Origin of the sequence: Stenotrophomonas sp. NRRL B-14846, assembly GCF_050473585.1 — a bacterium.
Taxonomy (GTDB): domain Bacteria; phylum Pseudomonadota; class Gammaproteobacteria; order Xanthomonadales; family Xanthomonadaceae; genus Stenotrophomonas.
In genome coordinates, this window is the sequence record NZ_JBFLUN010000022.1 from 2,356,651 (window position 1) to 2,377,417 (window position 20,767).

At 64.6% G+C, this 20,767-nt stretch carries 17 protein-coding genes and 3 tRNA genes; all 20 read right to left on the bottom strand.

Translation table 11 applies throughout. The features are described 5' to 3' along the window. Nucleotides 1–50: 50 nt before the first annotated feature. A complete protein-coding gene (gene infB / locus AB1281_RS13190; RefSeq protein ID WP_075677143.1) occupies nucleotides 51–2,696 on the bottom strand; it encodes a translation initiation factor IF-2 in 2,646 nt (881 codons plus the stop codon). Between the two features lie 92 nt (nucleotides 2,697–2,788). Further along, a complete protein-coding gene (gene nusA / locus AB1281_RS13195) occupies nucleotides 2,789–4,300 on the bottom strand; it encodes a transcription termination factor NusA (RefSeq protein ID WP_005410449.1) in 1,512 nt (503 codons plus the stop codon). Nucleotides 4,301–4,304: 4 nt separating this feature from the next. Continuing rightward, nucleotides 4,305–4,895, bottom strand: a complete 591-nt coding sequence (gene rimP, locus AB1281_RS13200) for a ribosome maturation factor RimP (RefSeq protein WP_014037945.1) — start codon at nucleotides 4,893–4,895, stop codon at nucleotides 4,305–4,307. A 367-nt stretch (nucleotides 4,896–5,262) separates the two neighbouring features. Continuing rightward, nucleotides 5,263–5,339, bottom strand: a tRNA-Met gene (locus tag AB1281_RS13205). An 82-nt stretch (nucleotides 5,340–5,421) separates the two neighbouring features. After that, nucleotides 5,422–5,498 (bottom strand) — tRNA-Met (locus AB1281_RS13210). A gap of 127 nt (nucleotides 5,499–5,625) precedes the next feature. Next, a complete protein-coding gene (nuoN, locus tag AB1281_RS13215) occupies nucleotides 5,626–7,086 on the bottom strand; it encodes an NADH-quinone oxidoreductase subunit NuoN (RefSeq protein ID WP_075677141.1) in 1,461 nt (486 codons plus the stop codon). A gap of 15 nt (nucleotides 7,087–7,101) precedes the next feature. Next, complete coding sequence (locus AB1281_RS13220) at nucleotides 7,102–8,610, bottom strand: NADH-quinone oxidoreductase subunit M (protein WP_008268294.1); 1,509 nt, start codon at nucleotides 8,608–8,610, stop codon at nucleotides 7,102–7,104. Between the two features lie 23 nt (nucleotides 8,611–8,633). Continuing rightward, nucleotides 8,634–10,799, bottom strand: coding sequence for an NADH-quinone oxidoreductase subunit L (gene nuoL / locus AB1281_RS13225; RefSeq protein ID WP_430346125.1), 2,166 nt, complete (start codon nucleotides 10,797–10,799; stop codon nucleotides 8,634–8,636). A 7-nt stretch (nucleotides 10,800–10,806) separates the two neighbouring features. Then, entirely contained in the window at nucleotides 10,807–11,112 is a 306-nt protein-coding gene (gene nuoK, locus AB1281_RS13230) for an NADH-quinone oxidoreductase subunit NuoK (RefSeq protein ID WP_005410454.1), read from the bottom strand. Next, nucleotides 11,109–11,765, bottom strand: coding sequence for an NADH-quinone oxidoreductase subunit J (locus AB1281_RS13235; protein ID WP_006458640.1), 657 nt, complete (start codon nucleotides 11,763–11,765; stop codon nucleotides 11,109–11,111). The genes nuoK and AB1281_RS13235 overlap by 4 nt, the downstream gene beginning before the upstream one ends. A 9-nt stretch (nucleotides 11,766–11,774) precedes the next feature. Then, entirely contained in the window at nucleotides 11,775–12,263 is a 489-nt protein-coding gene (nuoI, locus tag AB1281_RS13240; protein WP_005410456.1) for an NADH-quinone oxidoreductase subunit NuoI, read from the bottom strand. Between the two features lie 4 nt (nucleotides 12,264–12,267). Next, on the bottom strand, nucleotides 12,268–13,362 hold the full coding sequence (gene nuoH / locus AB1281_RS13245) for an NADH-quinone oxidoreductase subunit NuoH (RefSeq protein WP_006458641.1): 1,095 nt from the start codon (nucleotides 13,360–13,362) through the stop codon (nucleotides 12,268–12,270). Next, complete coding sequence (gene nuoG, locus AB1281_RS13250) at nucleotides 13,359–15,593, bottom strand: NADH-quinone oxidoreductase subunit NuoG (RefSeq protein WP_430346126.1); 2,235 nt, start codon at nucleotides 15,591–15,593, stop codon at nucleotides 13,359–13,361. The genes nuoH and nuoG overlap by 4 nt, the downstream gene beginning before the upstream one ends. Beyond that, on the bottom strand, nucleotides 15,590–16,930 hold the full coding sequence (gene nuoF / locus AB1281_RS13255; protein ID WP_005410459.1) for an NADH-quinone oxidoreductase subunit NuoF: 1,341 nt from the start codon (nucleotides 16,928–16,930) through the stop codon (nucleotides 15,590–15,592). Before nuoF ends, nuoG begins: the two co-directional genes overlap by 4 nt. Nucleotides 16,931–16,934: 4 nt before the next feature. Beyond that, a complete protein-coding gene (gene nuoE / locus AB1281_RS13260) occupies nucleotides 16,935–17,462 on the bottom strand; it encodes an NADH-quinone oxidoreductase subunit NuoE (RefSeq protein WP_006381132.1) in 528 nt (175 codons plus the stop codon). A gap of 97 nt (nucleotides 17,463–17,559) precedes the next feature. Then, nucleotides 17,560–18,867 carry an NADH-quinone oxidoreductase subunit D gene (locus AB1281_RS13265; RefSeq protein ID WP_006458796.1) on the bottom strand — a complete coding sequence of 436 codons (1,308 nt, stop codon included), beginning with the start codon at nucleotides 18,865–18,867 and terminating at the stop codon, nucleotides 17,560–17,562. Further along, nucleotides 18,864–19,613, bottom strand: a complete 750-nt coding sequence (locus AB1281_RS13270; protein WP_005410462.1) for an NADH-quinone oxidoreductase subunit C — start codon at nucleotides 19,611–19,613, stop codon at nucleotides 18,864–18,866. The genes AB1281_RS13265 and AB1281_RS13270 overlap by 4 nt, the downstream gene beginning before the upstream one ends. Before the next feature lie 33 nt (nucleotides 19,614–19,646). After that, nucleotides 19,647–20,201, bottom strand: a complete 555-nt coding sequence (locus AB1281_RS13275) for a NuoB/complex I 20 kDa subunit family protein (protein WP_005417936.1) — start codon at nucleotides 20,199–20,201, stop codon at nucleotides 19,647–19,649. Next, complete coding sequence (locus AB1281_RS13280; protein ID WP_008265012.1) at nucleotides 20,192–20,548, bottom strand: NADH-quinone oxidoreductase subunit A; 357 nt, start codon at nucleotides 20,546–20,548, stop codon at nucleotides 20,192–20,194. The genes AB1281_RS13275 and AB1281_RS13280 overlap by 10 nt, the downstream gene beginning before the upstream one ends. Nucleotides 20,549–20,659: 111 nt before the next feature. Then, nucleotides 20,660–20,744: transfer RNA gene (locus AB1281_RS13285), tRNA-Leu, on the bottom strand. Nucleotides 20,745–20,767: the final 23 nt, after the last annotated feature.

A 20,767-nucleotide genomic window follows, 5' to 3' on the forward strand; every position in this document is an offset into this window, starting at 1 on the left:
GGCTTTGCATGCCGGTAGGGCCCGACCGTTGGCCGGGCCGCCACGCAGCATTACAGGGTGCGCGGCACTTCGATACGCTCGAAGCACTCGATCTGGTCACCCGGCTTGACGTCGTTGTAGGCCTTCACGGCGATACCGCATTCGGTACCGTTGCGGACTTCCTCGACGTTCTCCTTGAAGCGACGCAGCGATTCCAGTTCGCCCTCGAAGATCACCACGCTGTCGCGCAGCACGCGGATCGGCTTGTTGCGCTTGACCACGCCCTCGATGACCATCGAGCCGGCGACGGCGCCCAGCTTGGAGCTGCGGAAGACGTCGCGGACCTCGGCGATACCGATGATCTCTTCGCGGATCTCCACGCCCAGCAGACCGGAGGCCACCTGCTTCACCTGGTCGATCACGTCATAGATGATCGAGAAGTAACGCAGGTCGACGCCATTGGATTCGATGATGCGACGGGCCGAAGCGTCCGCACGCACGTTGAAGCCGATGACGGTGGCCTTCGAAGCGGCCGCCGAGTTGGCGTCCGACTCGGTGATGCCGCCCACGCCGGAGTGGATCACGTTGATGCGGATGTCTTCGTTGGACAGCGCGACCAGTGCCTGGCTCAGCGCCTGTACCGAACCCTGCACGTCGGCCTTGATGACCAGGTTGAGGACCTGCTGGCCCTCGCCCTTGCCCAGGGTCGCCATGATGTCTTCCATGCGGCTGCCCGCAGTGGCGACCAGGCGCGATTCACGACGCTTGGTCTCACGCTGCTGGGCAACGTCCTTGGCCAGGCGCTCGTCCTCGACCACAACGAAGTCGTCACCGGCTTCCGGCACGCCGGACAGGCCCAGGACCTGCACCGGGATGGACGGGCCAGCGAACTCCGGCTGCTTGCCGGTCTCGTCGAACAGCGCACGCACGCGGCCGTACTGGATGCCGCACACCAGGTAGTCGCCCTTCTTCAGGCGGCCCTGCTGCACCAGCACGGTAGCGACCGGGCCGCGGCCCTTGTCCAGCGACGATTCGATCACCACGCCCGAAGCGCGGCCTTCGTCGACGGCCTTCAGTTCCAGCAGTTCGGCCTGGATCGAGATGGCGTCCAGCAGGTCGTCGATGCCCAGGCCGGTCTTGGCCGAGATCTCCACCATCTGGGTGTCACCACCGAAGTCTTCGGCCACGACCTGCTCGGACAGCAGTTCGTTCTTGACCCGCATCGGGTCGGCATCGGACTTGTCGATCTTGTTGATCGCCACGATCAGCGGCACACCCGCCGAACGGGCGTGCTGGATCGCTTCCTTGGTCTGCGGCATGACGCCGTCATCGGCGGCCACGACCAGCACCACGATGTCGGTCAGCTTGGCACCGCGCGCACGCATGGAGGTGAAGGCAGCATGGCCCGGGGTATCCAGGAAGCTGATCACGCCCTTCGGCGTATCGACGTGGTAAGCGCCGATGTGCTGGGTGATGCCGCCGGCTTCGCCGGTGGCGACCTTGGTACGGCGGATGTAATCCAGCAGCGAGGTCTTGCCGTGGTCGACGTGACCCATGATGGTGACCACCGGCGGACGCTGGGTGGCTTCGCCCTGGTTTTCACCGGTCGAGGCCAGCAGTGCGTCTTCGGCGTCATTGTCGTTGGCACGGATCGCCTTGTGGCCGAGTTCTTCGGTCACCAGCGCGGCGGTGTCATGGTCGATGGACTGGGTGATGGTGGCCATCACGCCCATCTTGAACAGCGCCTTGACCACCTCGCCACCCTTCAGCGCAAGCTTCTGCGCCAGGTCGGCCACGGTGATCGTGTCGCCGATCGCCACTTCACGCACCACCGGTGCGGTCGGGCGCTCGAAGGCGTGCGGACCGGCATTGTTGCCACCACGCGACATGTCGCGACGGCCACCGGACTGGTTGCGGCCACCCGGACGTCCACGGGAATTGCTGTTGTTGCTGTTGCCACGACGCGCACGGTCGGCAGCCGACAGGTGCATCTGGCCGGCGAAGCGATCGCCCGGGCCACGCTCGTTGCGCGGCGCGCTGCGGTTGTTGCGGTCGTCGCTGCGCGGCGGCGGCGGCGCACCACGCGGTGCAGCCGGGGCTGCGGCCGGGGCGCGCGGCGGGCGCGGCGCGGTTTCGTCGATCGGAGCACGCTTGGGCTTGCTGGCAGCCAGCGCCTCGGCCGCCTTGGCGGCAGCCGCAGCTTCCTCGGCCGCCTTCTTCTCGGCTTCGGCGCGCTCCTTGGCGGCAACCTCTTCCTCACGGGCGCGGACGATGGCCTCGTCGCGCAGACGATCCTTCTCGGCCAGGGCCTGCTGTTCGGCAAGGTTGCGGGCACGCGACTCTTCCAGCTTGCGCAGGATGTCGGCGCGCTCTTCGTCCGGGGTCATGGCGCGAGCACCATCCTTGACGTAGGTACGCTTCTGGCGGACCTCGACATTCACGGTCGTCTTGCTGCGACCGGAATTGACCGTCACTTCCTGCTGCTTCCGGCGGTTGAGCGTGATCTTCTTTGCAGACTGATCGGTCTCTTCCGGGGCCTGCTCGGGCTTGCCGTGCGAACGACGAAGGAAGCCCAGGAGCTTAACCTTCTCGGAGCTGGTCACGACCTGGTCGGGACCGCTGAACTTCATGCCGGCACCGGCCAGCTGTTCCAGCAGTTTTTCGACCGGCGTGTTGACCAGTTCGGCAAGCTTGCGGATGGTGGTTTGCTGCGACATTCGGATCCTATGATCTTGTGGGCGCCCCCCCGCATCTGGAGGTGGCGCGGATTCTACGCCCTGAGCGGCTCAGGGCCCTGTTCATTGCCGGCTCATTCGCCGCGTTCCAGTCGGGCGATCTCCTCGGCACGGGCGGCCAGGATCAGCGCAGCGGCGCGCGCCTGATCCAGTCCTTCGATGCCGAAGTCCATGACCTCGTCGGCGGCCAGGTCGGACAGGTCCTCGCTGGTACGCACGCCGTGGCCGGCCAGCGCATATGCGGTGGCTTCGTCCATGCCCTTCAGGGACAGCAGGTCCTGCGCCGGCTGGCCGTCTTCAAGGCCTTCCTCGACTGCCAGGGCCTCATTGAGCAGCGCATCGCGGGCACGGGCGCGCAGCTCTTCGACGATGTCTTCGTCGAAACCTTCCACGGCCAGCAGTTCGCCGACCGGGACATATGCGATTTCCTCGACGGTGCCGAAGCCTTCGCTGACCAGGATGCCGGCGATTTCCTCGTCCACTTCCAGCTTGTCCATGAACAGCTGGCGGGCCGAAGCCTGCTCGGCTTCCGACTTGGCGGTGACCTGGTCCTGGGTCATCACGTTGAGCTGCCAGCCAGTCAGGCGACTGGCCAGGCGCACGTTCTGGCCGCCCTTGCCGATCGCCTGGGCCAGGCGGTCTTCAGCAACAGCCAGGTCCATCGAATGCTTGTCTTCATCGACGATGATCGACTGCACTTCGGCCGGCGCCATCGCGTTGATGACGAAGTTGGCCGGGTTGTCGTTCCACAGCACGATGTCCACGCGCTCGCCATTGAGCTCGTTGGACACGGCCTGCACGCGCGAACCACGCATGCCGATGCAGGCACCGATCGGATCGGTGCGCTGGTCGTGGGCCAGCACGGCGATCTTGGCGCGGTCGCCCGGATCGCGGGCGCAGGCCTTGATTTCCACCAGGCCCTGGCCGACTTCCGGCACTTCCAGCTTGAACAGCTCGATCATGAATTCCGGGGCGGCACGGCTGATGAACAGCTGCGGGCCACGCGGCTCCGAGCGCACTTCGGCCAGGTAGCCGCGCACGCGGTCACCGGCGCGCAGCACGTCGCGCGGAATGCCCTTGTCCTTCGGGATGAAGCCTTCGGCGTTGCCACCGAGGTCGACATAGATGTTGCCGCGCTCGGCGCGCTTGACCACGCCGGTGATCAGCTCACCCACGCGATCCTTCCACGCATCCACGACCTGCTGGCGCTCGGCTTCGCGCACGCGCTGGACGATGACCTGCTTGGCGGCCTGGGCAGCAATGCGGCCGAAGTCCGGGTTCTCGATCTGCTCTTCGATGTAGTCGCCGACGTCCACGCCTTCGGCTTCATCGACGGCGTCCATCAGGCGGATCTGGCGGTCCGGCGATTCCATGACCACGTCATCGGCCACCACTTCCCAGCGGCGGAAGGTTTCGTAGCTGCCGTCCTTGTGGTCGATGACCACGCGGGTCAGCACTTCCTCGTCGGGATAGCGCTTCTTCGCTGCCGAGGCCAGGGCGGCCTCGATGGCATCGAAGATCACTTCACGCGGCACGCCCTTCTCGTTGGCGACTGCGTCGACTACCAGCAACAGTTCCTTGCTCATTGGCTCACTCCGCGCGCGGCTTCTTTGCCGCCGGCTCGTTGGAAGAAGAATTCTTGTTCGGCTTCGGACGCTTCGGTGCCGGACCGGTCGGCTTGCTCGGGGCCAGCCCCAGCGCCACCCAGTCGGGCATGATCCGTGCCTTGTCGATGTTGTCGGCCGACACGACCACTTCAGCCTTGTCGACGATGAAGGTGATGGTGTCCGCGGCCTCGTCGGTCGCTTCGATGCGGCCCTGCAGGCGACGACGGTTGTCCTGCGGCAGCTTCAGCGTGACCTTGGCCATTTCGCCGAGGTGACGGCCGAACTGCTCCAGGTTGAACAGCGGACGGTCGACGCCCGGCGAAGACACTTCCAGCGTGTAGTTGCCGCTGATCGGGTCTTCGACGTCCATCTGCGCCGACACTTCGCGGCTGACGCGCTCGCAGTCGTCGACATTGATGATGCGCTCGGGCTGTTCAGCCAGCGGCACGTCGATGTAAAGGCGCAGGGTCGCACCGCCGGGGGCCGGCAGATACTCAACGCCCAGCAGCTCCAGGCCCAGCGACACAACGGTCGGGGCGAGCAGATTCGCGATGTCGGTTGCCTTGTCGCTCACAGCCTGCCTTGATCTCTATGGTTGGGTGCCGGCCTTGGCCGGCGTGGAAACATGACGCCCCGGAAACGACAAAGGGCCCGTTGGGCCCCTTTTCCGGAAAGACTCCGGTGACTGGATTCCGGTTGCAACCTGCATTGCCTGCCGGTTGCGGCCCTCCTTCCGGGTCCGGACTCCCGCTGGGAGGCCGCCTTCAGGGGTACTGCTAGGCCGCTGATGATAGCGACTGCACCGCGCTGGTGCAAGGTGCGGACCCGGGGTCAGATTCCTTTTCCACGGGAAAAGGGATCTGACCCCGATCACGCGGAAACGACGCAGACCCCAAAGAAAAACGCCTTCGAAGCAGGACTTCGAAGGCGATCTCTTTACTTGGTAGCGGGGGCAGGATTTGAACCTGCGACCTTCGGGTTATGAGCCCGACGAGCTGCCAGACTGCTCCACCCCGCATCAGAAGCGGAATTATGAGTGAATGCTTCAAAACATGCAAGCTTTCCCTCATTCATCAAACCGGTTGGCGCCGATATGAAGTTGGTAGCGGGGGCAGGATTTGAACCTGCGACCTTCGGGTTATGAGCCCGACGAGCTGCCAGACTGCTCCACCCCGCACCGGAAGTGTTTGAACTGCTGCCCTGCTCTTTCGAGGAGGGCTACCGCAACGATGTTCTGGCTGAACCGCTGCAGTGACAACTCAGGCTGCGCATATTACACGAATCACGCAGCTTTGTGTCAACTTTTATGCAAGATGCGCAAATGCCTGCTGGCACCAGACCATGATCGGGTTCCAGGCCAGGCCCAGGGCCAGCAGTGCCAGCGCGTTCACGCCCAGCACCACGCCCAGCACGCGGTCGTTGCTGCGCGGCATGGCCTCGCCCACCGGCTCATCGAAGTACATGACCTTGATGACGCGCAGGTAGTAGAAGCAGCCGACCACGGCGCACAGCACGCCGAGGATGGCCAGCCACAGCAGGCCGCCGTTGACGGCCGCGCCCAGCACCGCCAGCTTGGTCCAGAAGCCCAGGAACGGCGGGATGCCGGCCAGCGACGCCATGATGCACAGCACCAGGCCGGCCATCCACGGGTTGCGGGCGTTCAGGCCCTTGAAGTCTTCGATGTTCTCGGCTTCGAAGCCGGCACGCGACAGCGCGATGATCGCGCCGAAGGCGGCGGTCGACATGATGGCGTAGGCCAGTGCGTAGAACAGTGCGGCGGCATAGCCCTGCGAACCGCCACCGGCGATGCCCATCAGCAGGAAGCCGATGTGCGAGACGGTGGAGAACGCCAGCATGCGCTTGAGGTTGCTCTGCGCGATGGCCATCAGGTTGCCGATGACCAGCGAGACCGCGGCCAGGCCGGCGATCAGCAGCTGCAGTTCGGTCGACAGCGGGCCCACGCCCATTTCCAGCAGGCGGTACGCCATGCCGAAGGCGGCCAGCTTCGGTGCCGAGCTGATGAACAGTGCGATCGGTGCCGGGGCACCCTGGTACACGTCCGGCAGCCACATGTGGAACGGCGCGGCACCCAGCTTGAAGGCGACGCCAGCGATCATGAACACCGCACCGGTGATCAGCAGCACGCGCTCTTCCGAGTGCGGGATGGCCTCGCGGATGACGTCCAGGTGCAGGCTGCCGGTGGCGCCGTAGATCAGCGACATGCCGTACAGCAGCAGGCCAGAGGCCAGCGAACCCAGCACGATGTACTTCATCGCCGCTTCCGAGGCCAGGCCGTTTTCGCGGTTGCTGGCGACCAGGGCGTAGGAGCACAGCGCCAGCAGTTCCAGGCCCAGGTAGACCATCAGCAGGCTGCCGGCCGAGACCAGGATCATCATGCCGGCGGTGCCGAACAGGATCAGCACCGGGATCTCGCCCTGGAACAGGTTGCGGTCACGCAGGTAGCGCCAGCCGTAGACCAGGGTCAGGCCGCTGAGCAGCACGATCCCGGTCTTCATCACGTCCGCGGCGGTATCGCGCACGAACATGCCATGGAAGACCTCCCCCTGCCCGCCCACGCCGGTGGCCAGCATGAACAGCACCACGGCCAGCGCAGCGAGCGAGAACAGGTGGGTGACGATCTTGTTCCGGTTGCTGACGAACAGGTCGAGGATCATCAGGGCGAAGGCGCTGCCGATCAGCACCAGCTCGGGAGCGAGCGGTGGCAGGTCAGCGGCGGTCAATGGCAGCAGCGGCGAGGTGGTCATCATCAAATCCTGGAATTACAGCAGCTTGCTGGATGCGATCTGCATCGCCAGCTTCGCGATCGAGGGCTCCATCAGGTCGGTCAGCGGCTTGGGATAGATGCCCAGCGCCAGCACGCCAATGGCGAACACGCCCAGCACCAGCCATTCGCGGCCGTTGATGTCCTTCAGTTCGGCAACATGGCTGTTGGCCACTTCACCGAAGAAGATGCGCTTGTACAGCCACAGGGTGTAGGCGGCGCCGATGATCAGGGTGGTGGCCGCGCCCAGCGCGATCCACGGATTACGCTGGAAGGCCGACAGGATGACCATGAACTCGCCGACGAAACCGCTGGTACCCGGCAGGCCCGCGTTGGCCATGAAGAACAGCATGGCGAAGGTGGCGAACCACGGCATCACGTTGACCACGCCGCCGTAATCGGCGATGCGGCGGCTGTGCATGCGGTCGTACAGCACGCCGACGCAGGAGAACATCGCGCCGGACACGAAGCCGTGCGAGATCATCTGCACCATGGCGCCCTGCAGGCCCAGGCGGGCGGCATCGGCGTTGCCGGCTTCACGCACCAGCCACAGGGCGATGAAAGTACCCAGGGTGACGAAGCCCATGTGCGCGATCGACGAATAGGCGATCAGCTTCTTCATGTCGTCCTGCACCAGGGCGACCAGGCCGACGTAGATCACGGCGATCAGCGACAGCGCGATCACCAGCCAGGCCCATTCCTGCGATGCGTCCGGGACGATCGGCAGGTTGAAGCGCAGGAAGCCGTAGCCACCGATCTTCAGGGCGATTGCGGCCAGGATCACCGAACCGGCGGTCGGTGCTTCCACGTGGGCATCCGGCAGCCAGGTGTGGACCGGGAACATCGGCACCTTGACCGCGAAGGCGATCAGGAAGGCGAAGAAGATCCAGGTCTGTTCCTTGGCCGACAGCGGCAGCGCGTACAGGTCGGCCAGCTGGAAGCTGCCGCCCTTCAGGTACAGGTAGATCAGCGCCACCAGCATCAGCACCGAGCCGAGGAAGGTGTACAGGAAGAACTTCAGCGCGGCGTAGATGCGGCGCGGGCCACCCCAGACACCGATGATCAGGAACATCGGGATCAGCATCGCCTCGAAGAACACGTAGAACAGCATCGCGTCCGTGGCCGAGAAGATACCGACCGTGACGCCTTCCAGGATCAGGAAGGCCGCCACGTACTGGTTCACGCGCTTGTCGATGGCGCTCCAGGCGCCGATCAGGGCAAGCACGCTGACCAGGGTGGTCAGCAGGATCAGCGCCACGGCAATGCCGTCCACGCCCAGGTTGTAGCCGATCTTGTACGCCGGGATCCAGGCATGGGTCTCGACGAACTGCAGACCGTCGATGCCCGCGTTGTAGCCGCTCAGCAGCGAGAGGCTCGCCACGAACGTCAGCACCGCTACGCCCAGCGACGCCCAGCGGGCGGTCTGCGCATCACGGATCGCAAGGATCAGGGCGCCACCGAGGATCGGCAGCCAGATGAGGACACTGAGTAGAGGCCAGTTCGACACGTCTTCTTATTCCGTACAGGTCATCAACGCAGGTAATGCATCAGCACGCCCAGCAGGGCAATCAGGCCGATGATCATCGCGAAGGCGTAGTGATAGAGGAAACCGGATTGGGTACGACGCAGCACGCCGGCTGCGACGTCCACAACACGTGCCGAGAGATTGACCACGCCGTCGACGATGTTGCTGTCGATCCAGCGCGAGACCTTGCCCAGCTTGACGCTGCCACCGGCAAAGCCATCGATCCACAGCTTGTCGAAGCCGTACTTGTTTTCCAGCACCGACACCAGCGGGGCGAAGGTCTTGCGAGCCTTGCCCGACAGGTCCGGCTTCCACAGGTAGAACAGTGCGGCCAGCAGGAAGCCCGCAACGGTCAGCATGAACGCCGGAGCCATCATGCCGTGCAGCGCGAAGGCGACCGGGCCGTGGAACTCTTCACCCAGGAAGCCGATGGTGTTCTTGGCCGGATCGTAGAAGTCGACGACGCCGGTGAAGAACGTATGCGCCTGGCCCTTGATGGCATCGTGCGCATGGTTGCCGGCCCAGTCGGTGCCGTACAGCATCGGACCGATGCTGAAGAAACCGATGGCGATCGACGGGATGGCCAGCAGGATCAGCGGCAGGGTCACCACCCACGGGGTTTCGTGCGGCTCGTGCGGACCGTGGCCATGGCCGTGGTCGTCGTGATGCGCATCGCCGTGGTGGGCGTCGGCGGCGTGGTGATCGTCCTGGCCGTGACCATGATCGTCATGATGCGCGTCGCGGAAACGCTCCTTGCCGTGGAAGGTCAGGAACAGCAGGCGGAAGCTGTAGAAGCTGGTGACGATCACGCCACCCAGCACCGCCCAGTAGCCATAGGTGGCCACCCAGTTGTTGGACAGGTGCGCGTGCAGCTCGGCGGCCTCGATGATGGTGTCCTTCGAGTAGAAGCCGGAGAAGAACGGCGTACCGACCAGCGCCAGGGTACCGATCCACATGGTGATGAAGGTGATCGGCATGTACTTGCGCAGGCCGCCCATCTTGCGCATGTCCTGCTCGTGGTGCATCGCGATGATGACCGAGCCGGCGCCCAGGAACAGCAGGGCCTTGAAGAACGCATGCGTCATCAGGTGGAACACGGCGGCCGAATAGGCCGACACGCCCAGGGCGACAGTCATGTAGCCCAGCTGCGACAGGGTCGAGTACGCGACCACGCGCTTGATGTCGTTCTGCACGATGCCGATCAGGCCGGTGAAGAACGCGGTGGTGGCACCGATGAACAGCACGAAGTTCAGCGCGGTCTGCGACAGCTCGAACAGCGGCGACATGCGGGTGACCATGAAGATACCGGCGGTCACCATCGTCGCGGCGTGGATCAGTGCCGAGATCGGGGTCGGGCCTTCCATCGAGTCCGGCAGCCACACGTGCAGCGGGACCTGGGCCGACTTGCCCATGGCACCGATGAACAGGCAGATGCAGATGACGGTGGCGATCGACCAGATCACCGGCTCGTTCAGCAGCTGCATGCCCAGGATCGTGCCGTCCCAGATCTGCAGCTGGGCGCGCGGGTCAGCCAGCATGCCGGCCTGCGAGAACACCTGCGAGTAGTCCAGGGTGCCGAACACCCACAGCACGCCGGCGATGCCCAGCAGGAAGCCGAAGTCACCGACGCGGTTGACCAGGAACGCCTTCATGTTGGCGAAGATCGCGGTCGGGCGCTTGAACCAGAAGCCGATCAGCAGGTACGACACCAAGCCCACCGCTTCCCAGCCGAAGAACAGCTGCAGGAAGTTGTTGCTCATCACCAGGGTGAGCATCGAGAAGGTGAACAGCGAGATGTAGCTGAAGAACCGCTGGTAGCCCGGATCGTCCTGCATGTAGCCGATCGTGTAGATGTGGACCAGCAGCGACACGAAGGTCACCACCACCATCATCATCGCGGTCAGCTTGTCGACCATGAAACCGACGTGGGCCGAGTACTGGCCGACTTCGAAGAACGTGTAGATGTTCTGGTTGAACGGCTGCGCCCCGCCCCACAGCAGCTGGTAGAGCGTGTACATCGACAGGCCGCAGGCAACCGCGACGCCGAGGATGGTGATGGTCTGCGCGCCGAAGCGCTTGACCTGGCGACCGAACAGGCCGGCGATGATGCTGCCGAACAGCGGTGCAAGCACCACTGCGATCAACAGACTCTTGGAGAGAGTGATTTCCATCTGTGGATCAGCCCTTCAACGAATCGACTTCGCCGACATTGATCGTGCGGCGGGTACGGAACAGGGTCACCAGGATCGCCAGGCCGATGGCGGCTTCCGCGGCGGCGACGGTCAGGATGAAGAACACGAACAGCTGGCCGGACGGATCGCCCAGCTGACGCGAGAAGCCGACGAAATTGATGTTCACCGACAGCAGCATCAGTTCGATCGACATCAGCAGGACGATGACGTTCTTCCGGTTGAGGAAGATGCCGGCCAGGCTGATGGCGAACAGCACCGCGCCGAGCGCAAGCATGTGGCCAAGGGTAATCACGGCTGGGTCTCCTCGCCGGCGGCCGGCTTGCTGTTGCTGTGCACGACCGGTGCTTCGGCGCCCATCTTCACCATGCGCAGGCGTTGGCCGGCCTTGACCATGGTCTGCTCGCCCGGGTTCTGGCTCTTCACGCCGGTACGGCGGCGCAGGGTCAGCATCACCGCGGCAACCACGGCCACGGTCAGGATGACGGCGGCGAACTCGAACGGCAGCAGGTACTCGGTGAACAGCGTGCGCGCCAGCCAGGTGACGTTGGAGCTGTCGGCGGCGACCGCTGCAGCGTTGTCGGCCGGGAACGGCGTGACCGAGCGGGCCTTGACGCCGATCAGGATCAGCATCTGCACCAGCATCGCCACCGCGACGATGAGGCCGACCGGCAGGTAGCGCACCCAGCCCTCACGCAGCTTGGTGGGGTCGATGTCCAGCATCATCACCACGAACAGGAACAGCACCATCACTGCGCCGACGTAGACCAGCACCAGCGCCACGCCGAGGAACTCGGCGCCCACCAGCAGCCACACGCAGGCGATGGAGAAGAAGGTCAGCACCAGGCAGAGCACGGCGTGAACCGGGTTGCGCACGCTGATCACCGCACCGGCCGAAACCGTTGCCGCGATGGCGAACACCCAGAAAGCGATATTTACCCAATCCATCTCTCGACCTCAGCGGTAAGCGGCATCGGCGGCGCGACGCTCGGCGATCTCGTTTTCGAGACGGTCGCCCAGGGCCAGCAGCTGCGGCTTGGTAACGATGTTTTCGCCACGATTCTCGAAGTGGTACTCGAGGATGTGGGTTTCGACGATCGAGTCCACCGGGCAGCTTTCTTCGCAGAAGCCACAGAAGATGCACTTGAACAGGTCGATGTCGTAGCGCGTGGTACGGCGGGTGCCGTCTTCGCGCTTGGCCGAGTCGATGGTGATGGCCAGCGCCGGGCACACCGCTTCGCACAGCTTGCAGGCGATGCAGCGCTCTTCACCGTTGGGATAACGGCGCAGGGCGTGCAGGCCACGGAAGCGCGGCGACTGCGGGAACTTCTCCATCGGGTACATCATCGTGTACTTCGGCTTGAAGCTGTACTTCAGCGTCAGCCAGAGACCGGCCAGCAGTTCGAGCAGCAGCAGGCTCTTGAAGTAATGGGTAATCCTGTTCATCACTTTAGACGCCCTTTTGAATCACGCCGAAGAACACCATGACGGCGGTAACCGCGATCCACAGAATGGCCAGCGGAATGAAGACCTTCCAGCCCAGGCGCATGATCTGGTCATAGCGGAAGCGCGGGAAGCTGGCACGGAACCAGATGTAGGCACTGGCGAAGAAGAACACCTTGACGAACAGCCACGGCGCACCACCCTTCCAGATCCAGTCGACCAGCGGCGAGACGTCGCCGAAGTTGACCCAGCCCTGCACCGGGCTCAGCCAGCCGCCGAGGAAGAAGATCGAGATCAGGAAGCTGATCAGGATCATGTTCGCGTATTCGGCCAGGAAGAACAGGGCGAACGCACCGCCGGAGTATTCGACCATGTGGCCGGCGACGATTTCCGATTCGCCTTCCACCACGTCGAACGGCGCGCGGTTGGTTTCAGCCACGCCCGACACCCAGTAGATGACGAACAGCGGGAACAGCGGCAGCAGGAACCAGTCGAAGAAGCCGGAGCTGCCGGCCTGCGCCATCACGATGTTGCTCAGGTTCAGGCTGCCCGACGCGATCATCACGCCGACCAGGGCGAAGCCCATGGCAATTTCGTAGCTGATCATCTGCGCCGAGGCGCGCATCGCACCCAGGAACGCATACTTCGAGTTGGACGCCCAACCGGCCAGGATGATGCCGTAGATGCCCAGCGAGGTCATCGCCAGCAGGTACAGCAGGCCGGCGTTGGCATTGGACAGCACGATCTGCGAATCGAAGGGCACCACCGACCAGGCCGCGAAGGCCGGTGCCAGGGTGATCAGCGGGGCCAGCAGGTAGATCGCCTTGTTGGCGCTGCTTGGCTGGACCACTTCCTTGAACAGCAGCTTGAAGACGTCGGCGAAGGCCTGGAAGATGCCCATGCCCACGTACATCGGGCCGTGGCGGACGTGCATCCAGCCGATCAGCTTGCGTTCCCAGACCACGTAGAAGGCCACCGAGATGATCACCGGCACGGTGATCACCAGGATCTTCAGGATGATCCAGATCAGCGCGCCGATGTCACCGAGGCCAAGCAGCCACTGGTGCAGCGGGTCGACCGCGTTCAACAGCAATTCGTTCATGCAGCCACCACCGTTACGCGAGCGGCACCCAGCGGCGCGGTCGCGCCGTGGCCCGATTCAATCCAGACCGAACCCGCAGCGACGCGGGCGTCGACCACCACCGGCAGGGTGGCCTTGCCGGCATCGGTGCCGACCTTGGCCATCTGCCCTTCCTGCAGCTGCAGGCGAGCGGCATCTTCAGCGTTCAGCACGATGCGCGGGGCGTTGTTGAGCGGATGCGACTGCAGCGCCGGGGCGCGACGGACCACCGCATCGGTGCGGTAGATCGCGGCGGTCGAAGCCACTTCCAGGCCTTCGCCGGCAACCACCGGCTGTGCCGAGGCGGCAACGGTGACCGACACCGGGGCCAGGCTGGCGCGCAGGCCGGCCAGGTCGGTGAAGTCGAAACCGGCCACAGCCAGGTCGCCGCCCAGGGCGCGCAGCACGCGCCAGCCTTCACGGGCCTCGCCCGGCAGCTTGCCGCCGGCACGGGCCGACTGCTCGCGACCATCGAGATTGGTCAGGGTGGCGTCGATTTCCGGCAGCGCGCCGATCGGCAGGATCACGTCGGCGACGTCGCGGGTCGAAGCACAGGCGAACTGGCTGAAGGCCACCACCTGGGCACCGGCCAGCGCCTTGCGCGCGGCGGGAGCGTCGGCGAAGTCCAGGCCCGGCTCCAGGCCGTACACCACGTAGGCCTGGCGCGGCTGCGCCAGCATCGCGGCGACGTCCTTGCCGGCCGGCAGCACGCCAGCGCGGGTCAGGCCAACGGCGTTGGCGCCCTGCGGGATGCGGCACAGCTTGGCACCGGTGGCGGCAGCGAAGTCACGCGCGGCAGCGCGGATCGCGGCAGCCTGCGGGTGGTTTTCGGCAATGCCACCGACGATCAGCACGGTGTTGTTGCCGCCCTGCACCGCCGAACGCAGCTCGGCGTTGGCCAGCGCGTCGGCGAACTTCGACGGCGCGACGATCTGCTTGCCGGCGATGCTGAAGGCGAAGTCGAAGTCCACCGGGTTGACGACGTGGATCTTCGCGCCGTTGGTGGTCTGCGCCTTGCGCAGGCGGGCGTGCAGCAGCGGCAGTTCGTGGCGGATGTTGCTGCCCAGAACGACGATGCGGTCAGCGCCTTCGATCTCGGCCAGCGGCAGGCCGAACACTTCGGCGGTTGCAGCGTCGGAGAAATCGCGGTTGTTGATGCGGTGGTCGATGTTGCTCGAGCCCAGGCCCTTGGCCAGGCGGGCCAGCAGCGCGCCTTCCTCGTTCGAGGTCGACGGGTGCACCAGCACGCCCAGGTTGTCGCCCTGGTTGGCCTTGAGGATCTCGGCGGCCGCGGCCAGGCCTTCGGCCCAGCTCACTTCCTTCCACTCGCCATTGACCTTGCGCAGCGGCTTGACCGCACGGTCTTCGCTGTACAGGCCCTGGTGCGAGTAGCGGTCACGGTCGGACAGCCAGCACTCGTTCACGGCTTCGTTGTCGCGCGGCACGGTGCGCAGCACTTCGCCGCGACGCACGTGCAGGAACAGGTTCGAACCCATCGCGTCGTGGTAGCCCAGCGATTCGCGCGCGGTCAGTTCCCACGGACGGGCGCGGAACTGGAACACCTTGTTGGTCAGCGCGCCGACCGGGCAGACGTCGACGACGTTGCCGGACAGCTCGGTGGTCAGCGGCTTGCCGTCGAAGGTACCGATCTGCAGGTTCTCACCGCGGTACATGCCACCCAGTTCGTAGGTACCGGCAACGTCGGCGGTGAAGCGGACGCAGCGGGTGCACTGGATGCAGCGGGTCATCTCGGTGGCGACCAGCGGGCCCATGTCCTCGTCCGGCACCACGCGCTTGCGCTCGTTGAAGCGGCTGACCGAACGGCCATAGCCCAGCGACACGTCCTGCAGCTCACACTCGCCGCCCTGATCGCAGATCGGGCAGTCCAGCGGGTGGTTGATGAGCAGGAACTCCATCACCGAGCGCTGGAACTTCAGTGCCTTTTCGCTGCGGGTGGCGACCTTCATGCCGTCCATCACCGGGGTGGCGCAGGCCGGCGCCGGCTTCGGCGACTTCTCCACGTCCACCAGGCACATGCGGCAGTTGGCGGCGATCGGCAGCTTCTCGTGGTAGCAGAAGCGCGGAATCGAAATGCCGGCCTTGTCGGCCGCCTGGATGATCATCGAACCCTTGGGCACGACCAGCGACTTGCCATCGATTTCGATGGTCACGTGGTCCGGTGGCACGTTCGGGTTTACGGGTTGCGCGCTCATGCGGCGGCTGCCTCCACCTTCTTGCCGTCAACCATCGAATGACCGTTGACGATGTAGTACTCGAATTCGTCCCAGAACTGGCGCAGGAAGCCCTGGATGGGCCATGCAGCCGCTTCACCGAACGCACAGATGGTGTGGCCTTCGATCTGGCCGGCCACCGCCTTCAGCTGGTGCAGGTCTTCCATCGTGGCCTTGCCGGCGACGATGCGCTCCAGCACGCGATGCATCCAGCCGGTGCCTTCACGGCACGGGGTGCACTGGCCGCACGATTCCTTGTGGAAGAACTGGCTGATGCGGCAGGCGAACTTGACGCAGCAGACGCTGTCGTCGAGCACCACGATCGCACCCGAACCCAGGCCGGAGCCCAGCGCACGGATGGTGTCGTAGTCCATCGGCAGATCCTTCAACTCGGCCGCGGTCAGCACCGGCATCGACACGCCGCCCGGGATCGCGCCCTTGAGGGTGCGGCCCGGACGCAGGCCACCGGCCATTTCCAGCAGGTCGTGGAATTTGGTGCCGAGCGGCACTTCGAAGTTGCCGCCGTTCTGCACGCAGCCGGACACCGAGAAGCACTTCGGACCGCCGTTGGCGGTCAGGCTCAGGCCCTTGAACCACTCCGGACCGTTGCGGATGATCGCCGGCACCGAACCATAGGTTTCGGTGTTGTTGATCGTTGACGGCTTGCCGTACAGGCCGAAGTTGGCCGGGAACGGCGGCTTGTAGCGCGGCTGGCCCTTCTTGCCTTCCAGCGATTCCATCAGCGCGGTTTCTTCGCCGCAGATGTACGCGCCGGCGCCCAGCGCACCGTAGATGTCGATGTCCACGCCCGAGCCCATCACGTTCTTGCCCAGCCAGCCATTTGCATAGGCGTCGGCCAGGGCCTGCTCGAAGTGCTCGAACGGCTCGTGGTGGAACTCACCGCGCAGGTAGTTGTAACCCACGGTCGAACCGGTGGCGTAGCAGGCGATCGCCATGCCTTCCACCACCGAATGCGGGTTGTAGCGCAGGATGTCGCGGTCCTTGCAGGTGCCCGGCTCGGATTCGTCCGAGTTGCAGAGGATGTACTTCTGCATGTTGCCCTTGGGCATGAAGGACCACTTCAGGCCGGTCGGGAAGCCAGCGCCACCGCGGCCGCGCAGGCCCGAGGCCTTGACCATCTCGATGACCTGCTCCGGCGGGATCTTCTCTTCGAGGATCTTGCGCAGGGCGGCGTAGCCACCGGTCTTCAGGTAGCTTTCGTACGACCACGGGGTGTCGTAATGCAGGGTGGTGTAGACCACCTGGTGCGGCAGCGGCGCGGGGCCGACCGGACCCTTGGATTCGTGGTGATGTGCCATGCCCTTACTCCAGCCCGTCCAGCAGCTCGTCGACCTTTTCCAGGGTCAGACGCTCATGGTAGTGACCGTTGATGACCATCATCGGCGCGCCACCGCAGCCGGCCAGGCACTCTTCCTCGCGCTTGAGGTAGACGCGGCCGTCCGGGGTCGATTCACCGTGCTTGATGCCCAGCTTCTTCTCGCAATGGCGGACGATGTCCTCGGCGCCATTGAGCCAGCAGCTGATGTTGGTGCAGATGGCCACGTTGTTGCGGCCCACCTTCTCGGTCTCGAACATCGAGTAGAAGCTGGCGACCTCGTAGGCCCACACCGGCGGCAGGTCGAGGTACTTGGCCACGCCGGCGATCAGTTCGTCGGTCAGCCAGCCCTCGTTCTGCTCCTGGGCCGCATGCAGGCCCTGCAGCACGGCAGAGCGCTTGCGGTCCGGCGGAAACTTGGACAGCCAGTGATCGATGTGAGCGCGGGTCTTGTCGCTCAGCACCACCATCGGGTCGACGTCGCGCGCCGCCTCGAAATTACCTGTCGCCTTCATCGGCCGACCTCAGCGAAATGCATAACGTGAAATTCCAGAAACTGCGGCGCCGGCTTGCGCCGGCTGCCTGCAGCGGGCGTTGGCGTGGCGGACGGCATTACCGGTCAACCTCGCCGAACACCAGGTCGTAGGTACCGATCATCGCCACCACGTCGGCCAGCATGTGGCCGCGCACGATCGAATCGATCGAGGACAGGTGGGCGAAGCCCGGTGCGCGCAGGTGCACGCGGAAGGGCTTGTTGGCGCCATCGGAGACCAGGTAGCAGCCAAACTCGCCCTTGGGCGCTTCCACTGCCGCGTAGGTTTCACCGGCCGGCACGCAATAGCCTTCGCTGAACAGCTTGAAGTGGTGGATCAGCGCTTCCATGTCGTCCTTCATGTCCTCGCGCTTGGGCGGAGCGACCTTGAAGTTCTTGACCATGACCGGGCCGGGGTTGGCCTTCAGCCACGCCACGCACTGCTTGATGATGCGGTTGGACTCGCGCATTTCGGCAACGCGGACCAGGTAGCGGTCGTAGCAGTCGCCTTCCTTGCCCAGCGGGATGTCGAAATCGACGGCATCGTACTTGGCGTACGGACGCTTCTTGCGCAGGTCCCAGGCGATGCCCGAGCCGCGCAGCATCACGCCGGTCATGCCCCACTGGTGAGCCAGTTCCGGAGTGACCACGCCGATGCCGACGGTACGCTGCTTCCAGATACGGTTGTCGGTCAGCAGGGTTTCGTATTCGTCGATGCGCTTGGGGAACTCGACGGTGAAGTTCTCCAGGAAGTCCAGCAGCGAGCCTTCGCGCGAAGCATTGAGCTGCTTCAGCGCCTTGCCCTTGTGCCAGCGCGATTCCTTGTACTTCGGCATGTGGTCCGGCAGGTCGCGGTAGACACCGCCCGGACGGTAGTACGCCGCGTGCATGCGCGCGCCGGAGACCGCTTCGTAGCAGTCCATCAGCTCTTCGCGCTCGCGGAAGGCGTACAGCATCACCGCCATCGCACCCAGGTCGAGCGCGTTGGAACCCAGCCACATCAGGTGGTTGAGGATGCGGGTGATTTCGTCGTACATGGTGCGGATGTACTGCGCACGCTCCGGCGCCTCGATGCCCATCAGGGTCTCGATCGCGCGCACGTAGGCGTGCTCGTTGCACATCATCGACACGTAATCCAGGCGATCCATGTAGCCGATCGACTGGTTGAACGGCTTGGACTCGGCCAGCTTCTCGGTACCACGGTGCAGCAGACCCACGTGCGGGTCGGCGCGCATGATGGTCTCGCCGTCCATTTCCAGGATCAGGCGCAGCACACCGTGAGCGGCCGGATGCTGCGGGCCGAAGTTCATGGTGTAGTTGCGGATTTCCTGCCGGCTTTCGGCGGCATTGCTGGCGAACGCTTCGCCGGCCTGGTGTACGTGGCTCACTTCACTGCCTCCTGCGCGCGCTCACCTTCTGCGGTCTGCAGGCGGGCGTCGTCGCGGATCACGCGCGGCACGCCGACACGCGGCTCCACCGAGGTGACCGGTTCGTAGATCACGCGCTTCTTTTCTTCGTCGTAGCGGACTTCGACATTGCCGATCAGCGGGAAGTCCTTGCGGAACGGATGGCCGACGAAACCGTAGTCGGTCAGGATCCGGCGCAGGTCCGGGTGGCCTTCGAAGATCACGCCGTACAGGTCGAACGCTTCGCGCTCGAACCAGTTCAGGCCCGGCCAGATGCCGGTCAGCGAGGACACCACCGGCAGTGCTTCGTCAGGGGCGAAGCAGCGCAGGTGCATCATCAGGTTGTGCTGGTACGAACGCAGCTGGGCGACCACGGCGAAACGCTGGGTCGGCATGTGCTGCGGGCGGGCACCGTCGGCACCGTTTTCCTCGGTGGGGAACTCGCCCCACGCGAAACGGCCCTGGGCCTTGCCTTCGACGCCACGGCTGAAGCCCTGCGAGGACACGTCGGCGGTGTCCCATTCGTCGGAGCCATAACCGAGGTAGTCGACGCCGCAGAGATCCACGGCCTGCTCGAAACCAAACTCGTCACGCAGCGCCAGGGCGGTGGCGTGCCACTCGGCGGCAGGCACTTCCAGCGTCACTTCGCCGCGGGGTTCGACCACGATGACCTTCGCACCTGCGAAACGTGCGGAGAGTCGGTCGATGAAGGATGCTTGCTCTGCCATGGGGGCTTGGCGCGCTCTTGTCAGGTGAAGGGGTCAGCGGGCGATGGTCTGTGTACGCCAGATCTTCTTCTGCAGCTGCAGGATCCCGTACACCAGCGCCTCGGCGGTCGGCGGGCAGCCCGGGACGTAGACGTCCACCGGCACCACGCGATCACAGCCGCGCACGACAGAATAGGAGTAGTGGTAATAGCCACCGCCGTTGGCGCAGCTACCCATCGAGATGACCCACTTCGGGTCCGGCATCTGGTCGTAGACCTTGCGCAGCGCCGGGGCCATCTTGTTGACCAGGGTACCGGCCACGATCATCACGTCGGACTGACGCGGCGACGGGCGGAACACCACGCCGTAGCGGTCAAGGTCCAGGCGCGCGGCGCCGGCGTGCATCATCTCGACCGCGCAGCAGGCCAGGCCGAAGGTCATCGGCCACATCGAGCCGGTGCGCGCCCAGTTCAGCAGTGCGTCGACGCTGGTGGTGACGAAGCCCTTTTCCAGCAGCGGGTTGTCGCCTTCCGGCCGCAGGATGTCATCAACCCGGCCTTCCGGCGACGGGTTGTTCATGAGGCCATCGAGAGTCTGAATCACTCCCATTCCAGCGCTCCCTTCTTCCAGACGTAAATGAAACCGAGGAACAGCATGCCGACGAACAGGCCCATGGTGATGAGCGAACGGGCGCCCAGTTCCATGAAGACCTGGGTCCACGGCACGATGAAGATGATTTCCAGGTCGAAGACGATGAACTGGATCGCGATCAGGTAGTAGCGCACGTCGAACTTCATGCGCGCGTCTTCGAAGGCCTCGAAGCCGCACTCGTACGGCGACAGCTTTTCCAGATCGGGGCGGCGGGGACCGAGGAATCGACCAACCAGCATCAGCGTAATGCCGATACCGGTGGCAACGATCAGAAACAGCAGAGACGGCAAATATTCGGCCAGCACAGCGATTCTCTCTTGCCTCTGCCGCTGCGCCTGCAGGCGCTTTGGCATGGGGGAGTGGACGGGAATCTGCCTGGCGCCTTGCGCGCCAGACGAACCCGCTTTACTTACAAATGGTGCCCAAGAGGGGACTCGAACCCCTACGACTTGCGTCGCTACCACCTCAAGGTAGTGCGTCTACCAATTCCGCCACCTGGGCAAACGATCACATCAGACTATGTT

Bases quoted from the DNA above. Each gene is read 5' to 3' on its own strand.
- infB (WP_075677143.1), bottom strand. From the start codon at position 2,696: ATGTCGCAGCAAACCACCATCCGCAAGCTTGCCGAACTGGTCAACACG.
- nusA (WP_005410449.1), bottom strand. From the start codon at position 4,300: ATGAGCAAGGAACTGTTGCTGGTAGTCGACGCAGTCGCCAACGAGAAG.
- nuoN (WP_075677141.1), bottom strand. From the start codon at position 7,086: ATGACCACCTCGCCGCTGCTGCCATTGACCGCCGCTGACCTGCCACCG.
- nuoL (WP_430346125.1), bottom strand. From the start codon at position 10,799: ATGGAAATCACTCTCTCCAAGAGTCTGTTGATCGCAGTGGTGCTTGCA.
- AB1281_RS13235 (WP_006458640.1), bottom strand. From the start codon at position 11,765: ATGGATTGGGTAAATATCGCTTTCTGGGTGTTCGCCATCGCGGCAACG.
- nuoI (WP_005410456.1), bottom strand. From the start codon at position 12,263: ATGAACAGGATTACCCATTACTTCAAGAGCCTGCTGCTGCTCGAACTG.
- nuoH (WP_006458641.1), bottom strand. From the start codon at position 13,362: ATGAACGAATTGCTGTTGAACGCGGTCGACCCGCTGCACCAGTGGCTG.
- nuoG (WP_430346126.1), bottom strand. From the start codon at position 15,593: ATGAGCGCGCAACCCGTAAACCCGAACGTGCCACCGGACCACGTGACC.
- nuoF (WP_005410459.1), bottom strand. From the start codon at position 16,930: ATGGCACATCACCACGAATCCAAGGGTCCGGTCGGCCCCGCGCCGCTG.
- nuoE (WP_006381132.1), bottom strand. From the start codon at position 17,462: ATGAAGGCGACAGGTAATTTCGAGGCGGCGCGCGACGTCGACCCGATG.
- AB1281_RS13270 (WP_005410462.1), bottom strand. From the start codon at position 19,613: ATGGCAGAGCAAGCATCCTTCATCGACCGACTCTCCGCACGTTTCGCA.
- AB1281_RS13275 (WP_005417936.1), bottom strand. From the start codon at position 20,201: ATGGGAGTGATTCAGACTCTCGATGGCCTCATGAACAACCCGTCGCCG.